At 43.7% G+C, this 24,617-nt stretch carries 17 protein-coding genes; 2 read left to right on the top strand and 15 right to left on the bottom strand.

The features are described from left to right. The first annotated feature begins 32 nt into the window (after positions 1 to 32). Both BGP76_RS03900 and BGP76_RS03895 read left to right on the top strand, forming a co-directional pair. Positions 33 to 1,034, top strand: coding sequence for a FecR family protein (locus BGP76_RS03900; protein ID WP_119843669.1), 1,002 nt, complete (start codon positions 33 to 35; stop codon positions 1,032 to 1,034). Next, the gene (locus BGP76_RS03895; protein WP_147407366.1) at positions 1,021 to 2,784 is read left to right on the top strand and encodes a carboxypeptidase-like regulatory domain-containing protein; all 1,764 of its coding nucleotides are present in this window, start codon (positions 1,021 to 1,023) and stop codon (positions 2,782 to 2,784) included. Before BGP76_RS03900 ends, BGP76_RS03895 begins: the two co-directional genes overlap by 14 nt. Before the next feature lie 144 nt (positions 2,785 to 2,928). Here BGP76_RS03895 and BGP76_RS03890 read toward each other — a convergent pair whose 3' ends face one another. The 15 genes from BGP76_RS03890 to xyl3A all read right to left on the bottom strand — a co-directional run bounded on the left by BGP76_RS03890 (position 2,929) and on the right by xyl3A (position 24,617). Next, positions 2,929 to 3,297, bottom strand: coding sequence for a hypothetical protein (locus tag BGP76_RS03890; RefSeq protein ID WP_139280867.1), 369 nt, complete (start codon positions 3,295 to 3,297; stop codon positions 2,929 to 2,931). Positions 3,298 to 3,330: 33 nt separating this feature from the next. Then, positions 3,331 to 3,882 carry a hypothetical protein gene (locus tag BGP76_RS03885; protein WP_185146835.1) on the bottom strand — a complete coding sequence of 184 codons (552 nt, stop codon included), beginning with the start codon at positions 3,880 to 3,882 and terminating at the stop codon, positions 3,331 to 3,333. 360 nt (positions 3,883 to 4,242) lie between these two features. Continuing rightward, positions 4,243 to 4,827 (bottom strand): transposase, encoded by a 585-nt coding sequence (locus tag BGP76_RS03880; protein WP_119843666.1) that lies wholly within the window; start codon positions 4,825 to 4,827, stop codon positions 4,243 to 4,245. Between the two features lie 144 nt (positions 4,828 to 4,971). Further along, positions 4,972 to 6,516 carry an alpha-N-arabinofuranosidase gene (locus BGP76_RS03875; RefSeq protein WP_221409860.1) on the bottom strand — a complete coding sequence of 515 codons (1,545 nt, stop codon included), beginning with the start codon at positions 6,514 to 6,516 and terminating at the stop codon, positions 4,972 to 4,974. Positions 6,517 to 6,534: 18 nt separating this feature from the next. Next, complete coding sequence (locus BGP76_RS03870) at positions 6,535 to 6,954, bottom strand: T9SS type A sorting domain-containing protein (RefSeq protein ID WP_119843664.1); 420 nt, start codon at positions 6,952 to 6,954, stop codon at positions 6,535 to 6,537. Further along, entirely contained in the window at positions 6,849 to 7,247 is a 399-nt protein-coding gene (locus BGP76_RS20130; protein WP_147407365.1) for a hypothetical protein, read from the bottom strand. The genes BGP76_RS03870 and BGP76_RS20130 overlap by 106 nt, the downstream gene beginning before the upstream one ends. Positions 7,248 to 7,351: 104 nt before the next feature. Beyond that, positions 7,352 to 11,302 (bottom strand): FG-GAP-like repeat-containing protein, encoded by a 3,951-nt coding sequence (locus tag BGP76_RS03865; protein ID WP_158584036.1) that lies wholly within the window; start codon positions 11,300 to 11,302, stop codon positions 7,352 to 7,354. A gap of 158 nt (positions 11,303 to 11,460) precedes the next feature. Then, positions 11,461 to 11,937: a hypothetical protein gene (locus BGP76_RS20480; RefSeq protein WP_255416055.1), complete on the bottom strand. Its 477-nt coding sequence runs from the start codon at positions 11,935 to 11,937 to the stop codon at positions 11,461 to 11,463. Between the two features lie 44 nt (positions 11,938 to 11,981). Further along, positions 11,982 to 12,803 (bottom strand): hypothetical protein, encoded by an 822-nt coding sequence (locus tag BGP76_RS20475; protein WP_255416054.1) that lies wholly within the window; start codon positions 12,801 to 12,803, stop codon positions 11,982 to 11,984. A gap of 91 nt (positions 12,804 to 12,894) precedes the next feature. Further along, entirely contained in the window at positions 12,895 to 14,250 is a 1,356-nt protein-coding gene (locus BGP76_RS03855) for a glycoside hydrolase family 43 protein (RefSeq protein WP_119843662.1), read from the bottom strand. Between the two features lie 20 nt (positions 14,251 to 14,270). Further along, positions 14,271 to 16,205 carry a glycoside hydrolase family 97 protein gene (locus tag BGP76_RS03850; protein WP_119843661.1) on the bottom strand — a complete coding sequence of 645 codons (1,935 nt, stop codon included), beginning with the start codon at positions 16,203 to 16,205 and terminating at the stop codon, positions 14,271 to 14,273. A 283-nt stretch (positions 16,206 to 16,488) separates the two neighbouring features. Continuing rightward, on the bottom strand, positions 16,489 to 17,409 hold the full coding sequence (locus tag BGP76_RS03845) for an alpha/beta hydrolase (RefSeq protein ID WP_119843660.1): 921 nt from the start codon (positions 17,407 to 17,409) through the stop codon (positions 16,489 to 16,491). A 52-nt stretch (positions 17,410 to 17,461) separates the two neighbouring features. Further along, on the bottom strand, positions 17,462 to 19,390 hold the full coding sequence (locus BGP76_RS03840) for a glycoside hydrolase family 97 protein (protein WP_119843659.1): 1,929 nt from the start codon (positions 19,388 to 19,390) through the stop codon (positions 17,462 to 17,464). After that, positions 19,387 to 21,963, bottom strand: a complete 2,577-nt coding sequence (locus BGP76_RS03835; protein ID WP_255416053.1) for a glycoside hydrolase family 9 protein — start codon at positions 21,961 to 21,963, stop codon at positions 19,387 to 19,389. Before BGP76_RS03835 ends, BGP76_RS03840 begins: the two co-directional genes overlap by 4 nt. A 41-nt stretch (positions 21,964 to 22,004) precedes the next feature. Then, positions 22,005 to 24,617 (bottom strand): xylan 1,4-beta-xylosidase, encoded by a 2,613-nt coding sequence (xyl3A, locus tag BGP76_RS03830; protein ID WP_221409840.1) that lies wholly within the window; start codon positions 24,615 to 24,617, stop codon positions 22,005 to 22,007.

Genomic DNA, 24,617 nt, shown 5'->3' with positions numbered 1-24,617 from the left:
GGTAAAATGAAGGCTAGTTGTCAAATCTATAGATGAGCAAGGAGAAAGGACATATCGTGAGTGAAGAAATGCTGTACCGTTACTGGGCAAATGACCTCAGTAAAACAGACAGAGATGTAGTAAGCCAATGGGCGCTAACATCCCCTAGCAATCAGCGCCAATTAGATGAGGCTGAGGTTTTCTATCTGGATATGAAAGCCCTAGCTACCTTAGATGATAAAAACACTGCGCAAACAGACAAAGCCTGGGAAAAATTTAAATCCCAAAACCTACTCTCTAAACAGCCTCCACACAAAAAGCATCAACTACTACCTCCTCAATACCTGAAATATGCTGCGGGACTTTTGCTCCTACTCATGGCAGGCTGGTGGTATATCAGCTCAGACAATAAACAACTAGAGATAGCGACTCTAGAAGACACACAAGAACTTCAACTAGCGGATGGATCTAACATCACACTAAACCAGCACAGTAAGCTGTCTTATCCTGAGACCTTCAGAGATTCTGAACGCAAAGTTTCTCTCAAAGGAGAGGCCTATTTTCAAGTGGCTGCCAATAAGGCACAGCCCTTTGTCATTACTCTCAATCAAGCACAGGTCACAGTCATAGGAACAGCCTTTAACATAGACGCAACCTCAGCGGATCACATATCCGTCAGTGTAGATGAAGGAACCGTACGCTTCTCTACAATCTCAGAAGAAGTATTATTGCACGCTGGGGAGAGTGCCTCGCTAGACCTCTACGCAAAATCACTCACCAAACTGGCAGTTCCCGAAACACCTACTCATAACTTCTGGAGGACCAAAAGCCTTTCGTTCCAAAACACACCACTGGATCAAGTCGCTACAGCACTACATGACAGCTATGGATCGAACATCCAGCTCAGTAATCCAGCGCTAGCCACATGCAGCATTACGGTTCACTTTGAAAACGAAGAACTAGATAATATTCTCGATATCATCTCCAGTACCCTAGACCTAAAAGTCACCAAAACCGAACAATCCTACTACCTATCTGGCGATGGCTGTCACTAAATACCTTCTTATCCTTTTATTTATAATAGGTTTGGGCGACCTATCTATCGGACAGTCCAGAGAACCTATCACCATAGAGTTCGAGCAAACGCCACTCCGAGAGGCGCTGCAAGCCATCGACGCACTCCCTCAGGTCAAACTATCCTACAATCCTACTGCACTGCCATCTGAGATGGTAATTAATCAAAGCTTCGTACAGGTCAGCATTGACGAAATCCTACAAACCTTACTCGGAGACCAATACGAACTCAAACACATCGGTGACTACATCATCATCCAAAAGACCAGCAAACAAAAAGAAAAACACACCTATAAAATCAAAGGAGACATCAAAGATGCCGAAACTGGAGAAAAGCTAACAAACGTCACCATCTACGAGATCAATACGCTAGACGCTACGCTCTCCGATGAAAAAGGAGAATTTGAACTAGAAGTCAATGCCAAAACAGAACTTGCCACTTTTGCGATTAGTCGCAAAAACTACCAAGACACCATCGTCCAGCTCAGTGATCTGCAAACCTTACAGAGTGACCTAACACTCTCTCCTAACACGCTCTCCACTCCTGACGATGCGGATACAGATAGACTAGCTATAGAATTCAACCGACTCGTTCGATTCTTTACCAGTAAGAAAAATAGAAAAAACACCGAAAACGTCACAGAAATACAGGATCGCTACTTCCAATTTTCGCTCATACCTGCAGTCGGCACCAACATGAGCATGGGAGGACAGGTACGGCACAAGCTTTCATTCAATCTACTCGCAGGCTACTCCTATGGACTGGACGAAGGATTTGAACTCGGTGGCGTGTACAACATCAACCGACACAATGTATCAGGTGCACAAATCGCTGGTTTTGGCAATACGGTTGGCGGTAGTGCTTCTGGTTTTCAGATGGCAGGATTCATCAATACCAGCCGAGACTATGGGCAAATCGCACAGATCGCTGGCTTCACCAACATCGTCACAGATAGTTTATCAGGCTTTCAGCTATCTGGATTCTCCAATATCTCAGGCAAACTGGACGGAGCACAGATTTCAGGTTTCTCCAATGTTGCCAAAGGCCGAGTAGATGGATTCCAACTGGCAGGGTTTAGCAACCACAGCCGCAGCGTAGATGGCATGCAACTCTCAGGAGTCATTAACACCACTAACGAACTCGAAGGAGTACAATTGGCAGGACTAATCAACGTCACCAAGATCCTAAATGGTACACAAATTAGCGTCATCAACTACGCAGACAGTGTCGCATCTGGCATCCAACTGGGACTCATCAACATCGTCAAGAAGAATGGCTATATCGAAGCAGGTATAGAACACAACGACCTCTTCCCTGTAGGATTTACGGTTCGCTCTGGTATTCACAAGTTCTACAATGTATTCTCCGTCAACACGCAGTTTAGGGACAAAAGACTTTGGGCTGGTGGTTTTGGTTTTGGGTCTCAACTCTCCCTCTACAAAAACCTATTCGCCACCGTAGAGGCTCGTGCCCACTACCTCGGCAAATGGGAAAACCCTATAGAAACCTTCAACCTACTGACTCGCCTACACATCAACCTCGGCTATCAGCTACTCAACAATCTGTCCATCACTGGTGGTCCAGTGATCAACATCTACATCGCCGAAGAAACAGGAGAAGGTACAGGTCAGTATGGCTATGATATCGCACAGTCTCCATTCTACAAGGAGATCGAAGAAGGTCAATCCGTACAGCTCTGGCTAGGCTATGAATTTGCTATTCGGTTTTAAGTACTATAGAGCTAACTTCAACTTCTCGTAACCATTTGACAAGTGAAGCAATTCGGATAGATTAAGAATAAAATTACTCCCAACTATAAAAATTGAAACTCTCTACATTATAGAGAAACATGAATAAGTAATACCAAGTGGTGATCACCAAAAAAAATGAAAAGGGTAGAGTATGTCAGCTTTTCGATGCTTGACAAGGATGTCAAGCCAATCAATTAATTGCTTAGACAATAGGCTTTTGAATTGAAAAGCATGCGCCAATTGAATATCCCAAAAATAATTATCTCCGCCATGAGGCAGACGAAACAACCAAGGGATCTGAACAGAGACTAGATACTCTGTAGGGGTAGTGTGTGTAAAACGACTATGAACAAAATGAGAAGTATACTCGCCTGACTCATGAGAATTGAAATTGTAAAAATCCTGGGATTGATAAAAACACACCGATACCATCACCACGACATATAGAGCCAAAAGCAAAGTAACAGGTAGTATTTTTTTTGTGTTCCTCAATTTCAGAATCAGTTTATTCAAAAGATTAATTGATTAACATGGAGCGGTGGCTTTACTCGAAAAAACTCGCGTATGAATCACAAAACCAACTATAACCAATAGCAAGCCAATTATGTTCGTAATTGTGGTAAAATACCCAACAAACAACACCAACATTCCTGACAACAATTTTCGTTCTGTGTAGTTAACCAACTCCATCGCGGATAGGCTCTGAATATTACGAGAATACTTATACAACTCTTTATCAATATCCAGTTGTGCAATTACTATCCATACTACCGAAATTTTCAAAATCAATAGCCCCATTGTATTAATGACTGGATGATGAAACATATCCAATGGTAAAAACAAAAAATACAAGTCTGGTGCTATGGCATATATCACCGTCATGATTCCAAAAACAGAAAAAATAGCCCAATACCAACCTCCTATCCGTTTGAGTCTATTGTAGCGTGCCACGTCTTCGATATTTCTGGTTTCTAATTTTACAGAAATCATTTTTCTGAATTGTGACCAAAATACCATGAGCCAAGTTGTGACCACCATAAAAGCGAGTAAATACATTTGCAAAGTGGGATCTGTCATACATTATTAATTTAAGTGAAACATATAATTAGATTCGCAATCTAAAAAAATCATTGACTACCTACTCTAAAGTAGATCAAACAAAAATACGCCCTAGATACTTCCTATAGTTTAAATCGGTCAGCAAATATACCTGACATTTCACAGGTTAAACCCGCATTATTCATTAGGATACTTGAAAGGAGGACTTAGATTATTGATTTGAGAGAAAATCCCGTCCATCCACGGTCTTTTTTTAGCTGGCAATGAGATTTTCAACACCTTCTTGTTGGCATGATTTACCGTCCACGCTCCTAATGCAAAGCAATAGGGTTTGAGTGTTTTTAAGGTGGCTCGATTGTGGTGGTTGAGGGCAAAGGTTTATTGCATGAAGAGTTTGCAACTGCTACTGTCAGCGGTATTACCAGGTCTGAGCCAAGCATTGGCCACCATTCTGGTTTGCCCCACAAAAGCCATCAAAGGATGATGTGAGTTCCTTCCTCGTTTGTTAGGGTTGTACCCTTTGGCACTACCTTGTTGATCTCCATACCGAGTGATCACAGTGCTGTCAAAATCTACTGTTATATTGTCTACCCCAATTTGATCGAAAAACCAGTTTTGAAGAACAGGGAAAACTTCCGTATTTCTCTTCTGTGAAAACTTTCCAAAAAAACGACTACATGTGCTTTGAGATGGCATTTGATTCAATCCGAAAATCGACTGTAAAACACTATCATGCCTGAGCCAATCACAATGAATATATCGACTCGCGCCAGTCCAAATACTCAGCCAAAATGAAGTGACAATATCAGCTGGCGCATAGCCACGGTTAGACCCAGGCGCTGGTAAATCAAGACTGCCTAGATAATCCTTAATACCTGTCTGATCTAAAGACCTTTTCATCAAGCTCATCCCTCCATAAGGAGTGACTGGCTTGTCTGAATATTCTATTGGAAGATTAACCATTTGGGTGTAGTTTGATCTACCTAAAATTCTCCCAAAACGAACTCCTTTCAAACTTTTAAACACTATCTCTATTTCCTATTGAATAATCAGGGTTAATAGAGTTTGGACTTTCCTTGGAGCTGAACGTCAGTAATAACTTATAATCTATTGTATCTCCAATACCACCACAGAAGCAGGAGGAAGCGTCAACTCAACATTTCCCTCTTTCACCTTAAAGTCTTTAAATTCTACTGGTGCTACATGACTAGGTTTTTCAAAAGTATTGTGATCCTGAATTTTTCCAGACGCCAATACTTCACCTGATACTTGAGACTTCTTGACTCCACTAAAAGGCACTCTTATCTTGTATGATTGACTCGCATCGATATTGACAATTGACAGGTGTTTCTTTCCATCCAAATCCTCAGAAGCAGAGGCTGAAATAGCGGGTAGTTCTGCATCACCCTTTACGTAACTTGTGTTATTGATTTCCAGAGGCATAAGCGTCGCATCATGATGTACAGTATACATCCTCATCACGTGATAGGTGGGCGTTAGAATCATTTTCTCTTCATCCGTCAGGATCACCGCCTGTAACACATTAACAGCCTGAGCTAAGTTGGCCATCTTCACTCTATTGGCATGGTTGTTAAATATGTTTAGTGTCATACCTGCAATCATCGCGTCACGCATTGTATTTTGCTGAAAGAGGAAACCTGGATTGGTTCCTTCTTCTACATCATACCATCCACCCCATTCATCCACTACTAGGTCGATCTTTCCTTCTGGGTCATACTTGTCCATTACTTCTATATGCTTGGTCACGAGTTCTTCCATCTCATAGGCTCGCTGCATAGTGATGAAATACTGCTCCTCCGAAAACTCTGAAGCAGACCCTTTGTTGTCCCAATCAATTACCGAATAATGATGCAAGGCAATCCCATCAATCAATCGAGCTGGTATTTTCTTCATCAAAGTTTCTGTCCAGTCATAGTCTCCACTGCTGGCACCAGAGGCAATTTTTTGAATCCCTTCGTTACTGGTCCATCCACCCATATAGGTGGCGTATTGTCGGTATACATTGGCATAATAATCAGCCGTCATATTGCCCCCACAGCCCCAGGCTTCATTGCCTACACCCCAGTATTTGACATTCCAAGCATCTTCTCTCCCATTCTCTCTTCTCAGATCAGACATAGGACTTACTCCGTCATTATTGACATATTGCATCCAGTCAGCAAACTCCTGCACAGTTCCGCTACCTACGTTTCCAGACAAATAAGGTGCTGTCCCCAATAGCTCACACATATTCAAAAACTCATGCGTACCGAAACTATTGTCCTCGGTCACATCTCCCCACCAGCGATTGACAATGGTTGGTCGCTCTTCTTTAGGTCCTATACCATCCTTCCAATGATAGGTGTCTGCAAAACAACCTCCCGGCCAACGCAAGTTTGGAATTTGAAGCTCTTTGAGTGCTGCTACTATATCATTTCTGACTCCATCGGTATTGGGGATTTTCGTTTCATTATCCCCAACATAAAAACCGTCGTAAATACATCTACCCAAATGCTCCGCAAAATGTCCATAGATATGTTTGCTAATCACTGGGCCTTTTGATTCTGTATCAATTTTTATGCTTACTTCTTTTTGAGCAAACACTGCTAATGACAAGCCACAGCCCGCTATTATTAATCCTATCCTTCTCATCATATGTTTATTTTTCTATTAATTCGATCGTACTATCACTCTAGAAACATTTATCATTGTTTTGTTAGACAACTTCAATAGGTAGATACCTTCGTCCAAATCGAGTTCAAGACTAGTATCTTGAATCAGCCCGCCATACGTTTCTTTATAAAGCAATTGCCCTCCCAAATCAAAAATTGAGACTTGATCAAAGGAATCGTTGCTGCGGATATTCAGAGTATTTGTGGTAGGGTTTGGATAAATCAATGTGCCTCTAGCTGCATGCGTCCCTACACTCAATACCTTATCAAGGTAAATCGCAACCAAAACAGACACTACATTCATCCCATCACTCACCTGTACAGTGAGTTCGTGAACAGGAGTCTCTTCTCGATCCAGTTGAATGAGTTCCCCGACACTCCATAGTTGAAATACTTGTACATAGCGGCTTTCATCCATTGAGTTTCGGTTGGCACATCCGTATCTATATCTCCTTCATAGAAGTCAAACGACATCCCAAACGGGTATTCATGCTTGGCCATTCGAACCTTCACTTCGCCCGTATAGGCTTGACCATTTATATCATATATTTCAATCCCAAACTCGCCACGTCTTAAAGTATCTATGCGCTCCTGCGCTTGATCATACCACTCTTCTGTGGATTGTGACTGTACCTGATGGGCAAACAACAAAACAAAAAAAAGCCACAAGGTACCTAGGACTCTAGTTTTTGATAAAATCTTAGTATTCATTAGTCTAATCTAGTTTTGGTTTGCTATGCATACATGTCCTATTATTAAATAAAGACCTCCTCAGTAAAATCTACCCCTTTCTTTACCTACTTTTTCATTCCATACTATTGCAGTAGTACCTTCCACGCACCACTATCCGATTTCAGAAAGTAAATTCCTGGATTGGTGGTATCGAAAGAAATGGATGTGATCCCTGTGATATCATTGAACCCCGTCTTTCTGACTGGGATCTGATTACCTTGTAAGTCATAGGCGAAGAACTGCTCCCCCATCGAGGTATTGGTGATATATACCTCGTGAGAATGGCTTGGTACCGGGTAAACATTATGTTTCACTTTGACACTAAGTCCATTGCCATTAAAGTACTTCTCTGCTAATGCAAATGCATCTCTCCCGATCCTTCCTCCCATCATTCTTCCAGACAGGTCGTCAGCTGGTGGATGGATACCACCCCAAATTCGGGACAAGCTACATTGATCGGATGCATCGCGATAGGTCGCCCATTGCAAAACTACATCTTGACTTGGTCCCTCTTCAAACACCAAAAATTTATTCTTTTTGGCTGTAAATTCTCCCATCCCTCCTGGGAAATAGTCACTTCCTGTCAAGCGCGTAAGCACTTCAGCTGCGGCTCTGGAATACGTCGAATGACCCGACACATACCCCGCAAAAGGAGGTGTCACGAATGATGGGCGTTGATAAGGCCACCAATTCTCAGCAAGAATCCAATCCACTCTAGCCTCATCCTTCTCTGGATCATCGATGTAATCATGCCCCTTCCAAGCAAAAAGTTTAATTTTTCCTACATGTTGGTTTTCATGACCTGCCAACGGGTCTCCTACTTTGACTACTTCGATATACCCCTCTATCAACGGTATACCGTCCGAATGGTAGTTGTCAAGAGATGGGTCAGTGCATTGTCCCTGATCTGCCATATAGCGGATAGCCGAGATCGGTCGTATAAAATCATACCACCCTTTGACTCCCCAAGAGGCTATAGCTGCATCATGCATAGCACCTCCTAGCGTGAAATAAGCCTTTACATCCCACTCCAACGGATTAATTACTCCATCCTGCCCCTTGAACTTTCGCTCAAAATCAGGATGATCATGTACATAGTTTAGTATAGTAAACCAATGACCAGGTGGTGTTTCAGAGTCTGGCCCATCGGCCCAAAACTCTGCTAAAACTCTGGCATAATCTCCTCTAGCTACTATTTGGGGTTGATACGCTTGTCCCGTGACAGGATTCACTGATCGCCCCTGACCAATATCTCCACCTTCAAATAAATCATAAAAACCTTCGTAATCAGACAGCTCTGATGGCAGGTCATGAAAGTTGACACTACCAATGCCTCGTGGAGAAATATCCCACATCACGCCATCACTGGGGTCTAGGTGTGAACTCCAAATAGCGACCAACGAGAAGTTCCACTTGTACACATCTACATCTGAAGAAGTCATTTTAGCCTGATTGATCTTGGGTGGCATGCCTGGATCGTGATATACAATGTATTCATTGCCATTGCGACTATAATGAGTGGCGCTTTCTTCCCTAAGACTAAATGGTTTCACATTGCCCCACTCAGGACTCAGAAAAGAAGGTGTATTACCTGATATCGGATTGCCAGCCTGATCGATGAACACCTGAAACTGTAGTGGCTGCCATCGATTCGGGTTTTCTATAGTAGGGTTGCCTGGCAAAACAGGTACCAGCGGGGCATTGACAGGTTGGTAGTATTCGTTGGAGTATTGATTGCTTTCATTCGCACCATCAATTAAGCCATATTCTATCATGGATTGAGCAATGAAATTGCCCAAAGCCGCTGGATCTCCTCCTCTATAATCCGAGAAGTTGTTGTAGAGGTCATAGCCCAAGAGAAGCATTAGTTCATCAAACCTATCTTGAGTGACTTTCTGATTAGGTGAATGCCTAAACCTATAAGTCAAAAGTCGATAAGCCGCATAACTGATCGCTATATCTAAGGCTTCTCCTTTTTCTATCAATGACTCAAACCCATCAAAACTATTGTTATAGTTATATAATTGTTTTCCAATCAAATAAGGGTCTGCCCCACCACTGATAATAGCCCAGGCATCATACATCACTATGCTTGCATGAAAAAGGTTCCTTGCATGGACAGTAGGTCTGGCGAAATCCACACGAATAGCCGACAACAAAGCCTCATTCCACAGACGAGCAACAGAGACATCATAATCCACCTCGTCCGATACTATGGCTACATCCAGTGCTATCTCTTGACTGTAGCATTTTCCCTTTTCGGTCACTGCTACTTGTCCATACTGTCCTATACCCCATTGTACAGTGATCGATTCGGTACCCTGACCATGTAGAATATGTCCGTTACTTACTGTCCATTGATAGTCATTACCCTGCACTTTGGGATAAGAGTATGTGAATGTACTCAAAGGACCTACTAACACTCGCCCACTAATGGGGTTTGATTTTAAATACTCACATGATCCATCATCAAAAGTTGCGGTCACCTCATAATTACACGAATTAGGATCTGTGCAACCTGATATTTTATCACTTGATAAGCTCAGCGTTTGATAACCTATTCCTTCGGTCACGTGGATAAAAGAATTAACTGGAACATCATCATACCTGTCAATGATACCTGATGTCCAAGCAATGACCACCTCATCAATTGACTCAATATTTGCAAGACCAAAATGTACTGGTATTTGATTTTGCATCATTAGTCCTGCACCCTGATAGTAACGTTTGTACATCTTACCTCCAGCCTGTAAAGTCACCAATGTACCGATAGCATCTCGATTAGACTTAACCCCCTCTAGGTCAATCTTTACCCAATTTTGTCCCCCTTCATTGCCCCCTGAGATCACTTGGTTTTCATAAAACCCTAATGCGCCTGCAGTTCGTCCTATCAATACATCCAAATCACCATCATTATCATAGTCAAATACCGTCAAGCCATTTGAAATAGAACTCTTTCCAAAAGCACTTTGCTCGGAATGATCCAAAAACATCATCCTCCCCGTCTCCAGTGTGTTTTCATAGTATCTGTCCTGATCATTGTTATAGTATCCATTAGCCACTACCAAATCCATGTCTAGATCATGATCAAAATCTGCAAATCCGCACCCCCAGCCCCAGCCAGTCAAAAACACATCAACCTCTTTAGATACATTTTGAAATACCCCTCCACTGTTGCGAAACAGGGAACTTTCGTTAATATTGGTCACATATAAATCCAAGGAGCCATCATTGTCATAGTCTGCATAGGCGACTCCCATACCGTCCATAAACTTGTCAGACACACCGTACGCTTCGGCTTGATCTACAAAATACCCTGTCCCATCATTAACATACAGTTCATTGCTCGCTCCAAAATCATTGGCAATGTAAAAATCCTGATGACCATCCTCATTTACATCTAGCGGAATAGCCGTCCAGGCAGAGCGCCCACTATCCTTAACACCCGCTTCCTCTGACACTTCAGTAAAAGAAGTACCCCCGTTGTTTCTATACAATTTGCCCCTGCAACTGGACACGGTAATCACCCCAGAAACATATAAATCAAGAAAAGAATCGTTGTTATAATCAAACCAGAGACCTACGACATTGATACATTCATTTGTATCAATGATCCCCATCTCAGTCGTGACGTCAGTAAACGTTCCATCCCCATTATTTAAGTACAGTTCTAGATAGATAGAGTTCGTTAGGAACAAATCGGCATAGCCGTCATTGTTAAAATCTCCCCATGAAGCTCCCATTTTTTCACCAAATGGATGTGGGCTTTGGGGTCTGTTTACAGAATAATCATGGGTACTTTGAATACCCGACTGTGTTGTTACATTAGTAAATGTACCGTCATTATTGTTTTGAAAAAGCTGACTGGAAGCGGGGTTTTGCCCATCCCAACGGGTCACAGCAAACACATCTAAGTCTCCATCATTGTCATAATCGGCTACTGCTACTCCATTATTATTAGATACCTCCGATAGCTTGCTCTGAAGACCTATTTCTTTGAATTGCTGTGCCTGAAGAACTGATCTACCAGCCAAAAACAAAAAAAGTAAAGTTATAAAACACTTTAGGTTAGTTTTCTTCCATATTGTCCATCTCATCTTTCTCAATCATGCCGTGAGATGAAGACACATTTCACCCCTTAAAGACTATAAAGACTTGAACATCAAAAAGTATCCCTTGGTTTGGATTTTTTTTACTTATCCCAATACCGGTGTGCCCAAGCAATCCATGTACTCCAATTGGGCCCTGTGGAATGCCCTCCTGCATGTTGACGAAAGGCAATTTCACCGTTGATCAATGGAAAGCCTAAAACTGGAAAATCATTTGTTCCCAATCCTTTTGCGCCAAGCAATTGATAAACTGGTTGAGCATGTACACCTGCCAAAAACATCCCTTTGGCATCAACCCATTGTCCTTCTATGAAGTGAGAGCCCGCACTGATAAAAATTGGTCTTGGAGCGCAAAGCGTGATCAATTCATGTGCATCTACTGGCAAGTCATCGATTGTTAGTGAACTTGCGTACTTGATGAAGTTGCCACAAAACCAGTGATACTCACTCGAAGATGCTAAATTTTCTACCTGTTCGCCGAAATTTCTTCGCATGATAGATGCTCCACCTTCCCCAGAAGACCCAATAAAACCCAATGAAATACGAGCATCAAATGCCATCGTGACTAAAGCTGCTTTTCCGTACCTTGATGTTCCTTCTATGGCTATTTTTTTTGATCCACATCAGCATCTTTCTCAAAATAGTCCAATGCGCGACTCGCTCCCCAAGCCCATGCTCTGAGCACACCCCACTCCTCTGGTGCGCGAGCAGCACCTTTATTGACTAACCCTATGATCCCTGACTTTAGTCCAGCTCCATGATCAGCTTGAATACTAGATGGTACCAGGATCGCATAACCCCATCCTTGTGACAAGAGTTGTTGCTTCCACAAGGGCTCATATGCGGACATGAAATAATTGGGTTCTGGTGCTCTCTTGCCAAAGGGCCAATTGATAAAACCAAACTCCATCACCACTGGCACTGGACCTGTTGCCTCCTTAGGTGTACCCACTACCAATTCTATTTCAACTTTTATTTCGGGGAAGGCAGAATTGTCAACTATCCCAAGCATTGTTTTTTCTTGAACAGGAAATGATCCTACTATGGTATCTTTCACAGATTTGACCACCCAGTTGACTTTAGGCAAGTTCTCGGGTAGTCTCCCATATACTTCTGATTCAAAATCATTCACGATTTCGGATCGTCGCTTTACCCACCAATCTTTCTGGTTTGTCACCTTCTTGCCATCAGAAAACATCAATGGGTTAGGTAAACTATAAGATCGTACGTTAGACTCATCAGTATTGGCTGCATTGGCAGCTAAAGGATCACCAGATGGGCCAGGTCTATTCTCGATCTCAATGGATAAAGACTTCTTCATCTCCTGAAAATCCAGATAAGAGTAACGATTGATACTATCTCTGTCTGCTTGAGCAAACTGTGCTTGCACCGCATGAACACCTCCGCTAATTACGCAAAGTAACATTAGTAAAACCACTATTTGATTTTGTCTCCTGATCATATTCTTATACAGTTAATCCTCTAATCTACTTTTATTCTATATAATATGTGATTTACTATTTGCTAAACATCCAATAATCAAAAAACATAATATCACTAGATGCTTTTCCTTTGAATACAAAGTATAAATCATGCTTACCATTGACTTCTTTGACATCCAAAGACCGCAATGCCCAACGGTCATCCCCTCCAGTCATTGACACTTCTATCTCGCCAATCAGCTTTCCGTCTAGTGCATCAAGTCTTACCTCCATTGTCACCCCTCCATTGTGCGTAGTGCCCACCCGTGCAGTGAAACGACCAGCTCCTTCCTTTCGGAAATCTACATTTCTGACCTTGGTATAAGCCTCATTCTTTTTGGCGGTGATGAATACGCCTACTACATCATTTGTGTATGACTTCACGCCCTCAGACCAGGCCATGGTCTCAGCTTCATTTTTCATGTAGGGATTGATCGTACTCAAGGCTTCTTCCACACCCTTGGTCATATCCATCTGAATGATGTCCCCGTTCTTCTTGAATTTCATCTCTTCGACACAAACCGAACGGGTAAAGCCTCCTCCTCCCGGAAGTGCCCCATTGTGATAAAAAAAGTAGGTTTTTCCTTTGAAATCAATGACAGCCGGATGGTTGGTAAAAGCCGCTCCCTGAGTAGGCATCACCACTCCTTGATATTCCCAAGACCCTGTAGGATTATTGCTCGTCGAATAGCCTATATGCTCTGAGATAGGACCTGCCGCAAAAATCAAATAATACAAATTTCCTCGCTTGTACATCCAAGGCCCTTCTTCGTAGGTTGTAGGTCTTCTCGGATCTTCTTTGCTGCGTTTCCCAAAGGATTCAATGGTATTCGGAAACTGAGCAATCTCACCTTCATATGAAATCATGTCTTCATTGAGCTTGACATAGTAGCACACTGGGTTGCCCCAATAGAGATAGGCTTGGCCATCGTCATCGATAAAGACCGCAGGATCTATATCTGCCATTCTTTCTGAGATCATAGGTTTACCTAATGGGTCTCTGAAAGGTCCATAAGGACTATCTGCCACAGCTACCCCTATCCCATTCATACCGCTACGAGTCGTAATGGGTACATACATGTAAAACTTGCCATTCCGCTCAATGGCCGCTGGTGCCCAGGCGTTCATCTTGGCCCAGTCGAATGCAGTATAGTCCAGCACTGCACCATGATCTGTCCAATTGACCATGTCCTCTGATGTGTATAACCGCCAATCGTCCATGGTAAACCAGGTGGAGTTGTCCTCATCGTGACTGGTGTATAGATAGACTTTGCCATTATAGACCATGGGCGCAGGATCTGCAGTGTAGTTGGTTTGGATGATGGGGTTTTGAGCCAATCCAATCACTGGCATTGAGAAATAAAAAAATAAAACGAATCTATTCACTTTCATATGGTTTAATTTGATTAAAACTATTGGGTCAACACAAAACCGCCCTTGCTTTGCATGGTAATAGTGATCATACCATTGCGAGCTACTTTCACTTCCTTCAAGTAAGTTTTTCCATCCTCGTCATCCCCGTATAGTTTGACCGTTTGGCCTGCCAACATAGGCACTTCCAGCTTTAGTTTCTTTTCGGATGATTCTGCATTTACCCCTGCTACATACCATTTGCCTTTTGACTTTCTGGCCAAGACACTGTACTTTCCCGGGTAGCCATCTACAAACACTGTAGCATCCCAGGTAGTTGGCAGTGCTCTCATAAAGTCCAATTCGAACGCTGGCACATCCTCCAAATTGTTAGGCGTAAGGGCAAACATCTGCACGGGATTCTGGAACAATACGCCAGTTGCCAATTGGAAAGCATCGGTGGTCAATCTTTCCTGTCCTTCCTTATTTCCTTTGTTGAGGAAATCATTGAGCACGACACCCCCAAATTCCATACTCGCCACGGCATTACGCATAAACGGATGCAAGGAGGCATAAAAGGCTTCCTTCTCCCTCACGTCCTGCACGAAGACCAGCATCTCTGAGGCCAGCACCGCTTCACTTCCTACAAAATTGGGATACATCTTTTCCCAGCCACGTGGTAGTGTCGCACCATGGAAGACGATCATCAAACCATACTCATTGGCGTCAGACAGTATATCCTCATAGAGCCGCATCGTTTCTTGCTTGTCTCCTCCGAAGAAATCCACCTTCAATCCCTTCACTCCAGCTTCTTTGAGCCACTTCATCTCCTTCTTTCTGGCTATAGTGCTGTTCATCTTATTGAGTGGGGTCATGAAAGCATCATTGGCAGCTCCATTGGAATTGTACCAGAGAAAAACCCCTACACCTTTGGAATCGGCATAGTCGATCAACTTCTCCATGCGCTTATAGCCGATGTTCTTGTCCCACCAGGCATCGATCAGGATATATTCGAAATCCATCGCTGCTGCCAGGTCGATATACTTCACCTGGTCTTCATAGTTCATGCTATTGTCCTGCCAGATGATCCAGCTCCAAGTACTTCGACCCATCTGATAACCCATCGAAGCTTCATACAAAGGCTCCACCACATCATAAGGAATGGTCGTCTCTACAATCGGCTTTAGCGACTCCCCGACAGTGATCGTCCTCCATGGCGTGACACCCGGCAGTCCAATCTGCGCACCGCTACTCCCAAAACCGTTGTTCTGTTCTGGATTAGGATATTCCACGGTGTACTTACCTTCTTGGTAGGCACTCAGATGTGAGGCACAATACTGGCTACTCACCCCTGTCTCGGACACTAGCACCCAGCCTTCATCTCCTACCCTAAACAAGCCAGGGAATACATAACCTTCCCTGGCATTGGTTTGATCCATGGGCACATCCGTCTGGTAGCCACTTTCGTAACTCGGCGAAGTACGGGCAAAACCAGCCATTGGCTCCATCATATAGGATAGAAATGCCGTGGTTTGAGATGGAAACTTAAAACCCGTGGCTTCACTTTCTACTACCGTAACCACTGTTTTGTCCCAAGTGGGCAACTCATACCTAAAGGCGATATCATGGTTGCTGACCTGAAAAAGCACGGACAGTTGCTTGCCCTCTGAATTGGCCATCATGTATTTCAGGATATTGGCCTCATAGTTGACCTCCGACTGCTTGATCGTCACTATACTATAAGTTTGGCTAGTCACCCCCTCTGAAGCCACTACAAAACTCATGTCTGATGTAAAATCACCTTCGTTGGTTGTCAAGCCTAATGGTGAAGCCTCCAACATAGAGCTACCACCATAGTTAACAGAGTAGCTTGCTTGCCCCTTGTCAATAGAAACACTAACGGTCACGCGCCCATCTGGACTAGACACAGTTTGTTTCTGTTGAGCAAAAAGTGATGATGTAAAAATTAACAGTAGAATAGTAATTGCCAGTCTCATTATATGTGTTTGATATGATGTTTGTCGAAATTTTATTTCTTCATAAATGCGTGACTAACAGTTGAATCAGGAAGATGTGTAGAAAACATCCTTTTCATACAGATTCAATTTGAATATTAATAGTGTCACACCATACAGATAAAGACCAATAATTAGTTTTTTATCCCATTATGTGAAGCATTAATCCCCATCCTCCCAATACAGATTACTGTCATGATCCAATTTTAAAGGAGGAAGGAGACTAGCTAAAACAAGAGGCTAGACTTATACTTTGAGGTCTAGACTAAATAAACTCGTTCACTGTCAACCAATGGATAAATGCATCGAACCATTTGTTACTGGTGCGACCTGGGTTCCCCAGCCCAAAACCATGACCACCGTTCTGATACAGATGAAACTCAACAGGTATGCCTGCATCGTACCAAGATTTGATAACCCCAAACTGCCCCCTAAACAAAAAATCGTCTGTGGCAATGGCGTTGAACATTGGCGGTGCATTTTCTGGTACTTCTACCTCACCCATTCCTCCATAGATAGGACCAATGAACGCCAGCTTCATTGTTTTAGAATTCAAAGTAGAGTGCATAGTCAATCCTGCTCCGGCAGAGAAACCGATCATACCAATTTTGTCGGTATCTACCCCCCATTCATCCGCTCGATCCACAATCATGGCATAAGCGGCCTCCGCATCTTCCAGCTGATCAGAAAGGTCGCGACGAGGCAGCTCTGGAACGGATTCTTTAGAATCATCGGTCACTGAACCTCTCGGACGGTTCATCCATGCGGTGAAGTCCTCTAACTTGTCAGGCGTAGGGTGCAATCTGTATTTCAATACAAACGCAGCAATCCCCTGATCAGCCAATGCTTGAGCTACCTCCCAGCCTTCATTGCCTAACGACAACCAACGAAAGCCACCCCCTGGTGTCACGATTACCGCTGTCCCATTGGCCTTGTCGGGATCGGGCAAGAAAGGCCTGAGTGTAGCTTTGGTAATGTTTCGGGCCATTGGGTCGCCCCACTGCTTAAACCAAGTCTCTGATGCAGGTTGGTCTTCCACACCTCCAGTGTTCAGTGGTATGGCATTGGACTCTTTAGGTGCATCCAGAGGGTAAATCGTTCCATCCTGAGCTCCTACAAAAAAAGGAATTAATAGTGATAGGCTCAAGAACAATGTCCTGAGCAAGTAATTAGTCAATCTGTTCATAATCATTAAGTTTTAAAAAGTGGATAATATTTTAATAAGCTGTCTCTTTCAATTAATCAATGACCGGAATCAAAGAAACCACAAAACCTCCCCTCCTTAGCATCTTGATATCAAGTGAATCTGAACGGTCCACTATCAAATATTTAGTCGAAAGCTTTTTGTCATGTGCGCCATCCGCGATCAAAGTCAATTTGTATTGGGTATCTGCGGCAAGAAAGTCCAGAGACAAGGTTTGACTCTTAGATTTATCCTCTCCATTGATTCCGCCGATGTACCAGTTTTCTTCTTTTTTCCGAGCGATTGTTACATCTCTCCCAGGAAATCCATCTAGCAGCTTGGTTTCATCCCATGCCACGGGCAGATCACTAAGGAAATCCTTAGCCTCAAAAGGTAAAGATTGATAACCATCCGGTCTGTCTGCCAGATGCTGAAAGGCCGACTCAAACAATACTCCTAGTGCCAGCTCATGTCCATAGGAGGTAATGTGGGGATGCTGCGAGTTGGTAAAAGTGATGGGCGTGTAATCCATCGAGCCTACCACATTTCTGGTGAATGGAAGAATGGTATTGTGCTCCGGCGCTTCAAAAGTGAAATCCGGACGGTTGTTGTACCACTCTGCGCCTCTTACTCCTTCGTAGGTCATCAGGTGAGGATAAGTTCTCTGCCAACCTCTTGGTACCAGACAGCCATGAAAGTACACCATGATTTCATACTCCGCGGCATCTTCAATAATATCCAGATAATAATTGATCATGTCTTGTTTCTCACTTTCGAAGAAGTCAACTTTCACCCCTGCTATCCCTTTCTCCTTCAATTTCTTGAATTCTGCTACCCGGTTTTCATGCGTAAGCATACGATCTTTTGGTGTAGCTGCTACCCAGGTATGATCCCCGCCAGAGTTGTACCAGATCAGTGGTTTCACTCCTTTCGAATGAATATACGCTAGCGCATCATCCAGATTGCCCCCATTGGTCATGGCATCCCACTCCCAATCCAGAAGCGTATAGGGCCAACCCATCTGGGCTGCCAAATCTGCAAATTCGGTTACTATTTGATAGTCCTTGGTTCCATGGTTATTTGACCAATAGTTCCAGGAGACAAGACCTAGCTTGATCCAGTCTGTATTCTCTAATTTATTGGGTTCAGATACGTCTTCCACCAAGGTTGATTCCACAATATCTGCCAGACTCCCGATGATGATCACTCTCCACGGCGAATGCCAGGGTTCGGATATTACTGGTTCAGGTTGGCCTTGTCCCCTGCCGTTCCAATCATCAGGAAAGGAGAGTTTGTATTCGTTTTTGTTTTGATAATTGGTCAGTTTAGTCCCGCAATAATCCCGACCCAAATCGGCTTCATGCAGCAAATAAAAACAAGCACTATCGGGAGATTGAAACAGTGCCGGATAAGCCCAGTCCTGCTGCTCCTCTGAGGCGACAGTACTGCGATAATAACCTTCATTGGCAGGATTGAATTTTTGAAGCCACCTTCTAGTGCTATCGGGAATCGTGTAGGCAGTCATTTCTTCCTTTACGGTAAGATCTCCGTCAATCTCAGGGATCACATACCGAAAGGTCACACCATCATTATAGGCCCTGATGACCACATTCAATGGAGACTTATCTGGGAGCTGAAATTGAACCGTCACTTCTTTCGCTACATTCTGGCGATGGGCCTTTTTTCCATGGAGCATTTTGTAATCATCCCTCACTTCCCGAACCTTGCCCGATTTAACCCAACGAAGGCCTTTTGAGAAATCAGTTTTATCTGTAATCAAGCCTAAATCAATTCTTGGTAGAATTTCCGTTCTAGCCCCAGCGGTCATGTGCTCCACACGCAAAAACCATCGTCCCTGATCCTCCAAATCTTTCCAAAGACCAACCGTATTTTTCTGGTTGGGAGATTTAAGTTCTAGTCGCTGTGAACGCACATTAGCTACTATGATAGACGAAATGAAAAAGACTAAGACAATTCTTTTCATTTGTTCTTGAGATTACTCTTCGCCAATTCTTCTGCTGCATTGGCGAGAAAAATGTACCAGGCACCCCCGTCGATGATACACTCATTTTCCCCCCAGAAAAACGGCCAATCGTCTTTATTTTCCAGATAATCCGGCTTTAGAAAAATAAGTCCAGGCACTACCCCTCCAGCTATAGTCGAGAAATCCGCTCTGTTGCTTCCATAGGCTACTTTCTTAGATTTGTTACCGACCGCATTTACGAATGACAAGTTGGAATATGGGTGACAACCAAAAATGTAATTCAGTCCGCTGTACACATCCTCTATATCCACAATGTCAGGATAGGATTTTAGAATTCGATAATTGGTAATAGACCAATTGATGGCAACCGAACTACCGCCCCATCCCCTCTTGGCAATCGGAACTCCATAGGGATTATCAGCATTTTCTTTGTCTGTATTTTCCTTATACTTCACCACATACCCTCGTAGCTTAGACTTATATGCTTCGTCCATATAGGGCAATGCCAGCAAAGCATAATCGATGTTGCGCTCCAAGGATTCATCCAAAACCTTCCAGATATTATCCAAAAAGCCCTTTTTATATTGTTCTTCTCCAGTCGTAAGGAAGAGCTGCATCATAGCAATCATATCGCTGCCCCGTCCCCATCTGGACATCACATGACCAGGTGCTTTTGCGTTTTCGTTGGCTTCTTCAAATAGACGCTTGGCGATATTGATACATTTATCTGCCAACTCATCATTGTAGCCTTTCAGTGCACGACTGGCAGCAGCCAAAGCGCCAGCCGTTCGGTAGTCCAGAAAAGTACTTCTATTAGTAAAAGCCCAGCGATCGTCCGGCGTACCACTCGACAAGCCATCAGATTCATAAGGCTTCAGTGATGGATTATAGGGCAAATTATCCGTCTCGGTAGAGGCGTCTCCCAGGTGGTGGTATTGATGCAAATTGGGCACGACTATCCCTCTGACCGGATGGCCAATATTTTCTACCTGAGCGACAAGGTTCAACACACCATGTTCGATTTGCTGAAGGATATCCGGCTGACCATCTGGTCGGTGGATATCCACATATTGTGTTTTTTGATCGATGTAAGTTTCATCTCTGTCTATGCCAAATGTCTCCCAAGACTCTACAAAACTGGCAATCACCAGCACATGTCTAAATGTCTGGATATCATAATCACCAGCATCAAACCACCCTCCCACTGACATACCGGGGATACGCTCCAAAGGCTTGTATTTTGTATCTGTGGTAGCACCCTGTTCATAGCCATCAAAGTGTTTGTGATTGAGTGGTGCCTGCAGACAGTCGTCAGCAAATGGTTTTCCGTGCCAGGTACGATAGGCCTCATTTACTTCCATGTGATCCATTTGAATAGGGAAAAACACGTCCATCGTAGGATGCCATACTTTAGAGTAAATATCATTGGCAATCTGAAAGGAATTTGTTTTGTAATCTCCGTATTGGATATAATAAATACCTGTTTCTTGTATGGAGCTAAAGTCCAGTTGAGCATAATTGTATCTCAAATATTTCCCCCAAGGCTTCACATCAGCCTTCAGTTTCTCTACGAACTCACCTTCTTCATTTAACTGAAAGATGGAGGCAGTTTTCAAGGGTTGATCGTTCTTGTCCAATTCTACAACAGCGACTTTCTCCTGACTAGGCATATAGCCCACCTGAGAGAAACCAATCACCGGCTCTCTTAGCCAATCAGTTATAGTGTTGGGCTCTACATACCAAGAAAGAACCTCCCCTGTTTTGTTGGCAGGAAGAATGCTTCGGACCACATACCATCCGTTTTGTCCCAAGTTGCGCCCGTCAAAAAGCATAATTTCATCTTCAGATTGAATTTTCACTCTGCGCTCTGGATTTTCAGGCGCGAGAATGAGATTTTTACCAGACTCTAAGGGTAGTGGTACGATGTATTCGTCCCTTCCACGATCGTCAAATGTATTGTGACCGGCAAACTGGGGAATTTTTTGACTAGAAGATTTAGTGAGTGTGTTACTTGCCGGATACCTAGGAAAGATGCCGGGTTTGCCATCAATCAAATAGTTGCTCTCAAAATAGGAAGCAGGTAAAAACTCCATATTAAATCCTGCCTTCCCTTCTAACTCTTTTGGCACAGGCTGATCCAAGACAACGGATATTACAAAGCCCTTTCCTTTTGGGGTCACTTTCAGTCTAGAATCGAAATCGTAGGCCTCATACCTGAGCTTAACCTCGATGGTCTTATTGGCCTTGTCCACTGTTCGGTTGATCATCTTTGGGATCAAATCCCACTGCTCAGGTGTGTGATGCAGTCGAACCGCACCACCAGTAGCAGTTCTCACCCCATGGTGAATCAGCTCAATCCCAGCTGTTTTCTCATCAAAAAACTCTCCATTGTACTCGTTGGAAAACACCAACACGTTCAAACCTCTTGATTCAAAATAAGCTGAATCGTTTAGAATCAAGGTTTGTGCTGTTGTCACCTGTGCGAAAGCAAGAATGAATGAGGACATTAGGATCATCCGAATCGCTTTTACTCTTTTATTAAAAGGTGAGCATGCTGTATTTAGTCTTTGCATATACTTTTTGTTTATCTAGGTTTCTCTCTTGTAGCCATGGATTAAATAAGTTCAACCTCCACTACTTTCAAATCTGCTTGGTCCGAACTGTTGCCATAAAACAACTGATAGGTTCCAGGCATTACATCCATTTTCTCGGTTGATCTATTATAAAACTCAAATGCAGAAGCATCCAGCTCTATTTCTAACTTCGTCTCTTTGCCAGCCTCCAAGCCGACACGTTCAAAGCCTCTCAGCGTCTTCAACGGGCCATCCTCATCGCCTTTTTTCCTTACATAGACCTGAAAAATCTCAGTCCCTTCACGATCACCTGTGTTCTTAATCGGCACATTGATTTGAAGGCTTTCCCCAGCATTAATGCTTTCACGGCCCAGCTGAGCACTGCCGATTTCAAATTGGGTGTAGCTTAAACCATAGCCAAATGGAAACAAGGCATCATCCATGAAGCGATAAGTCTTGCCTTGCATGTCGTAATCTTCGATATCACCTAACTGATCCGAGTGCTTGTAGAAAGTCACCGGCAGTTTGCCTGATGGATTATAATCTCCGAACAACACATCAGCCACCGCTTGACCGCCTGATTCACCTGCATACCAGGCCTGTAGAATCGCATCGCAGCTTTCGGTCTCAGGTGTAAGCGCCATGGCCGATCCCGAGCAGTTAACAAAAATGACCGTCTTACCAGCATCTTTGAGTGCCTTTAGACATCTACGCTGAACGGAAGGAAGTTCAATATTGGTTCTATCTCCTCCTTTAAATCCCGGATAAGAAACAGGCATCTCCTCGCCTTCCAGCAAAGTGGACAAACCACCCACGAAAACCACTACTTCTGTGCCCTTCAGCTTGTTGATCAACTGTGCAAAATCTATATCTACTTCACGTCCAAAGTCAAACTCCAAATTGGCCTGCCAATTGTTGAGCTGAGCATAACGGATTTCTATATTATACGCTTTACCCGCTTCCACAGTATAAGAAACCCTTCCTGGCAATGTTCTCCAGTTGTGGGAGCTGAATAGGGTCGAATCGTTAACCACAAGTTCAAAAGCGCCTGTAGCTCCACACTTGAAAACAATTTCTTCAGAAACTGATGGTGTAAATGTGGTCTCATACTTCCCAGAGAAGCCTTCCAATTTCACTCCTGACGCAAATTCGTGCTGACCAGCAGTGGTCAGTTTCATTGGGTTGGTGATCTGCTTACTGATTACAGCCTCGCCTGTACGGTCAGGATTGTTCCAGTAGGTGGCCTTGAATCCCTGCTTCCCTTCAAATTGGATTTGAGAAAAATAACTGACTGTGACTTTGTCTTCTACAAGGTCGACTGCCTGATCATGCATCACAGCCCCTTCTGCCAGTTTGGATTTGATGCCATCCAGTATGGTAATGGTACGGACAGGTGTTCCGTTATAGTTACCCCACAGCATCGGTTCATTGTCCGCATTAGGGCCAATGACAGCTAACTGATTGATCGATTTACTTAGCGGTAAAATGTCATTTTTATTCTGAAGCAAGGTCATAGATTTTTGTGCCATCTCCAGCGCGAGATGTCTGTGTGCTTCACTATTTAAGATAGAAGGAGGTATTTGCGTGTAAGGCACCAACTCGTCAGGATCCATTTCCCCTAATTCGAATCGCCCCATCAACACACGTTTCAAACGCACATCGATCTCTTCTTCTTTTAGTAGTCCTTGTTCTACGGCTTGCGGAATCAGCTTGTAGTTATGCTTGTCCCACTGACACTCGACATCCGTACCAGCTAGCACTGCTTTGGCCGCTGCATGAACGGCGTCCGGTGAGACATTGTGCGTGGTATAAAAATCCTGAACCGCACCACAGTCGCCCACGACCAGATGCTCATAATCCCACTCTTCTCTCAGTGTGGTTTGGAGCAGGTGATCACTACCACAGCAGGGTTCACCATCTAATCTTTGATAAGCGCACATCACCTGCCGTACGTCTGCTTCTTGTACTAGTGCCTTGAAGGCTGGCAGATAGGTTTCCCATAAATCTCTTGGGTCTACATTGTCCAGGTTCAGTTCATGACGGCTCCATTCTGGTCCAGAATGCACCGCATAGTGCTTAGCGCAAGCGAGTAGCTTGCGGTACTTGGCATCTTCAGGCCCCTGAAGCCCCTTGACCACTTGCACCCCCATACGAGAAGTGAGGAAGGGATCTTCGCCATAGGTTTCCTGACCTCTGCCCCATCTGGGATCACGAAAGATGTTCACATTTGGCGTCCATACCGACAAGCTCAGAAAACGCTTATTTTCATTTCCCGCAGCGATCCACTCGTTGTACTTGGCACGCCCTTCGTCTGATACTGCATCGAATATATGATAGAGCAACTCATCATCAAAAGAGGCCGCCATCCCTATCGGTTCTGGAAAAACTGTGACATTGTCATTATTCGCATAACCATGAAGTGCTTCACTCCACCAATTAAACTTTTTAATACCCAATCTGGGTATAGCCTCAGAAATATCGCACATCAGTGCCGCTTTTTCCTCGAGGGTCATTCGAGAAATGAGATCGTCGGCACGTTCATCAAAACTCAGGTCTGGATTTTGATAATCAGGTTTGCTTTCCTGACAGGCACCAGCCCATAATACGGCTGATAGGAGAACAAATAGAGTAGCGTAGTTTAGTCTTTTCATCAT

Source organism: Reichenbachiella sp. MSK19-1 (genome assembly GCF_003590315.1).
Classification (GTDB): Bacteria; Bacteroidota; Bacteroidia; order Cytophagales; family Cyclobacteriaceae; genus Reichenbachiella; species Reichenbachiella agariperforans.
The sequence above is the reverse complement of the archived record's forward strand: the minus strand, read 5'-3'. Positions and strand labels throughout refer to the sequence as shown.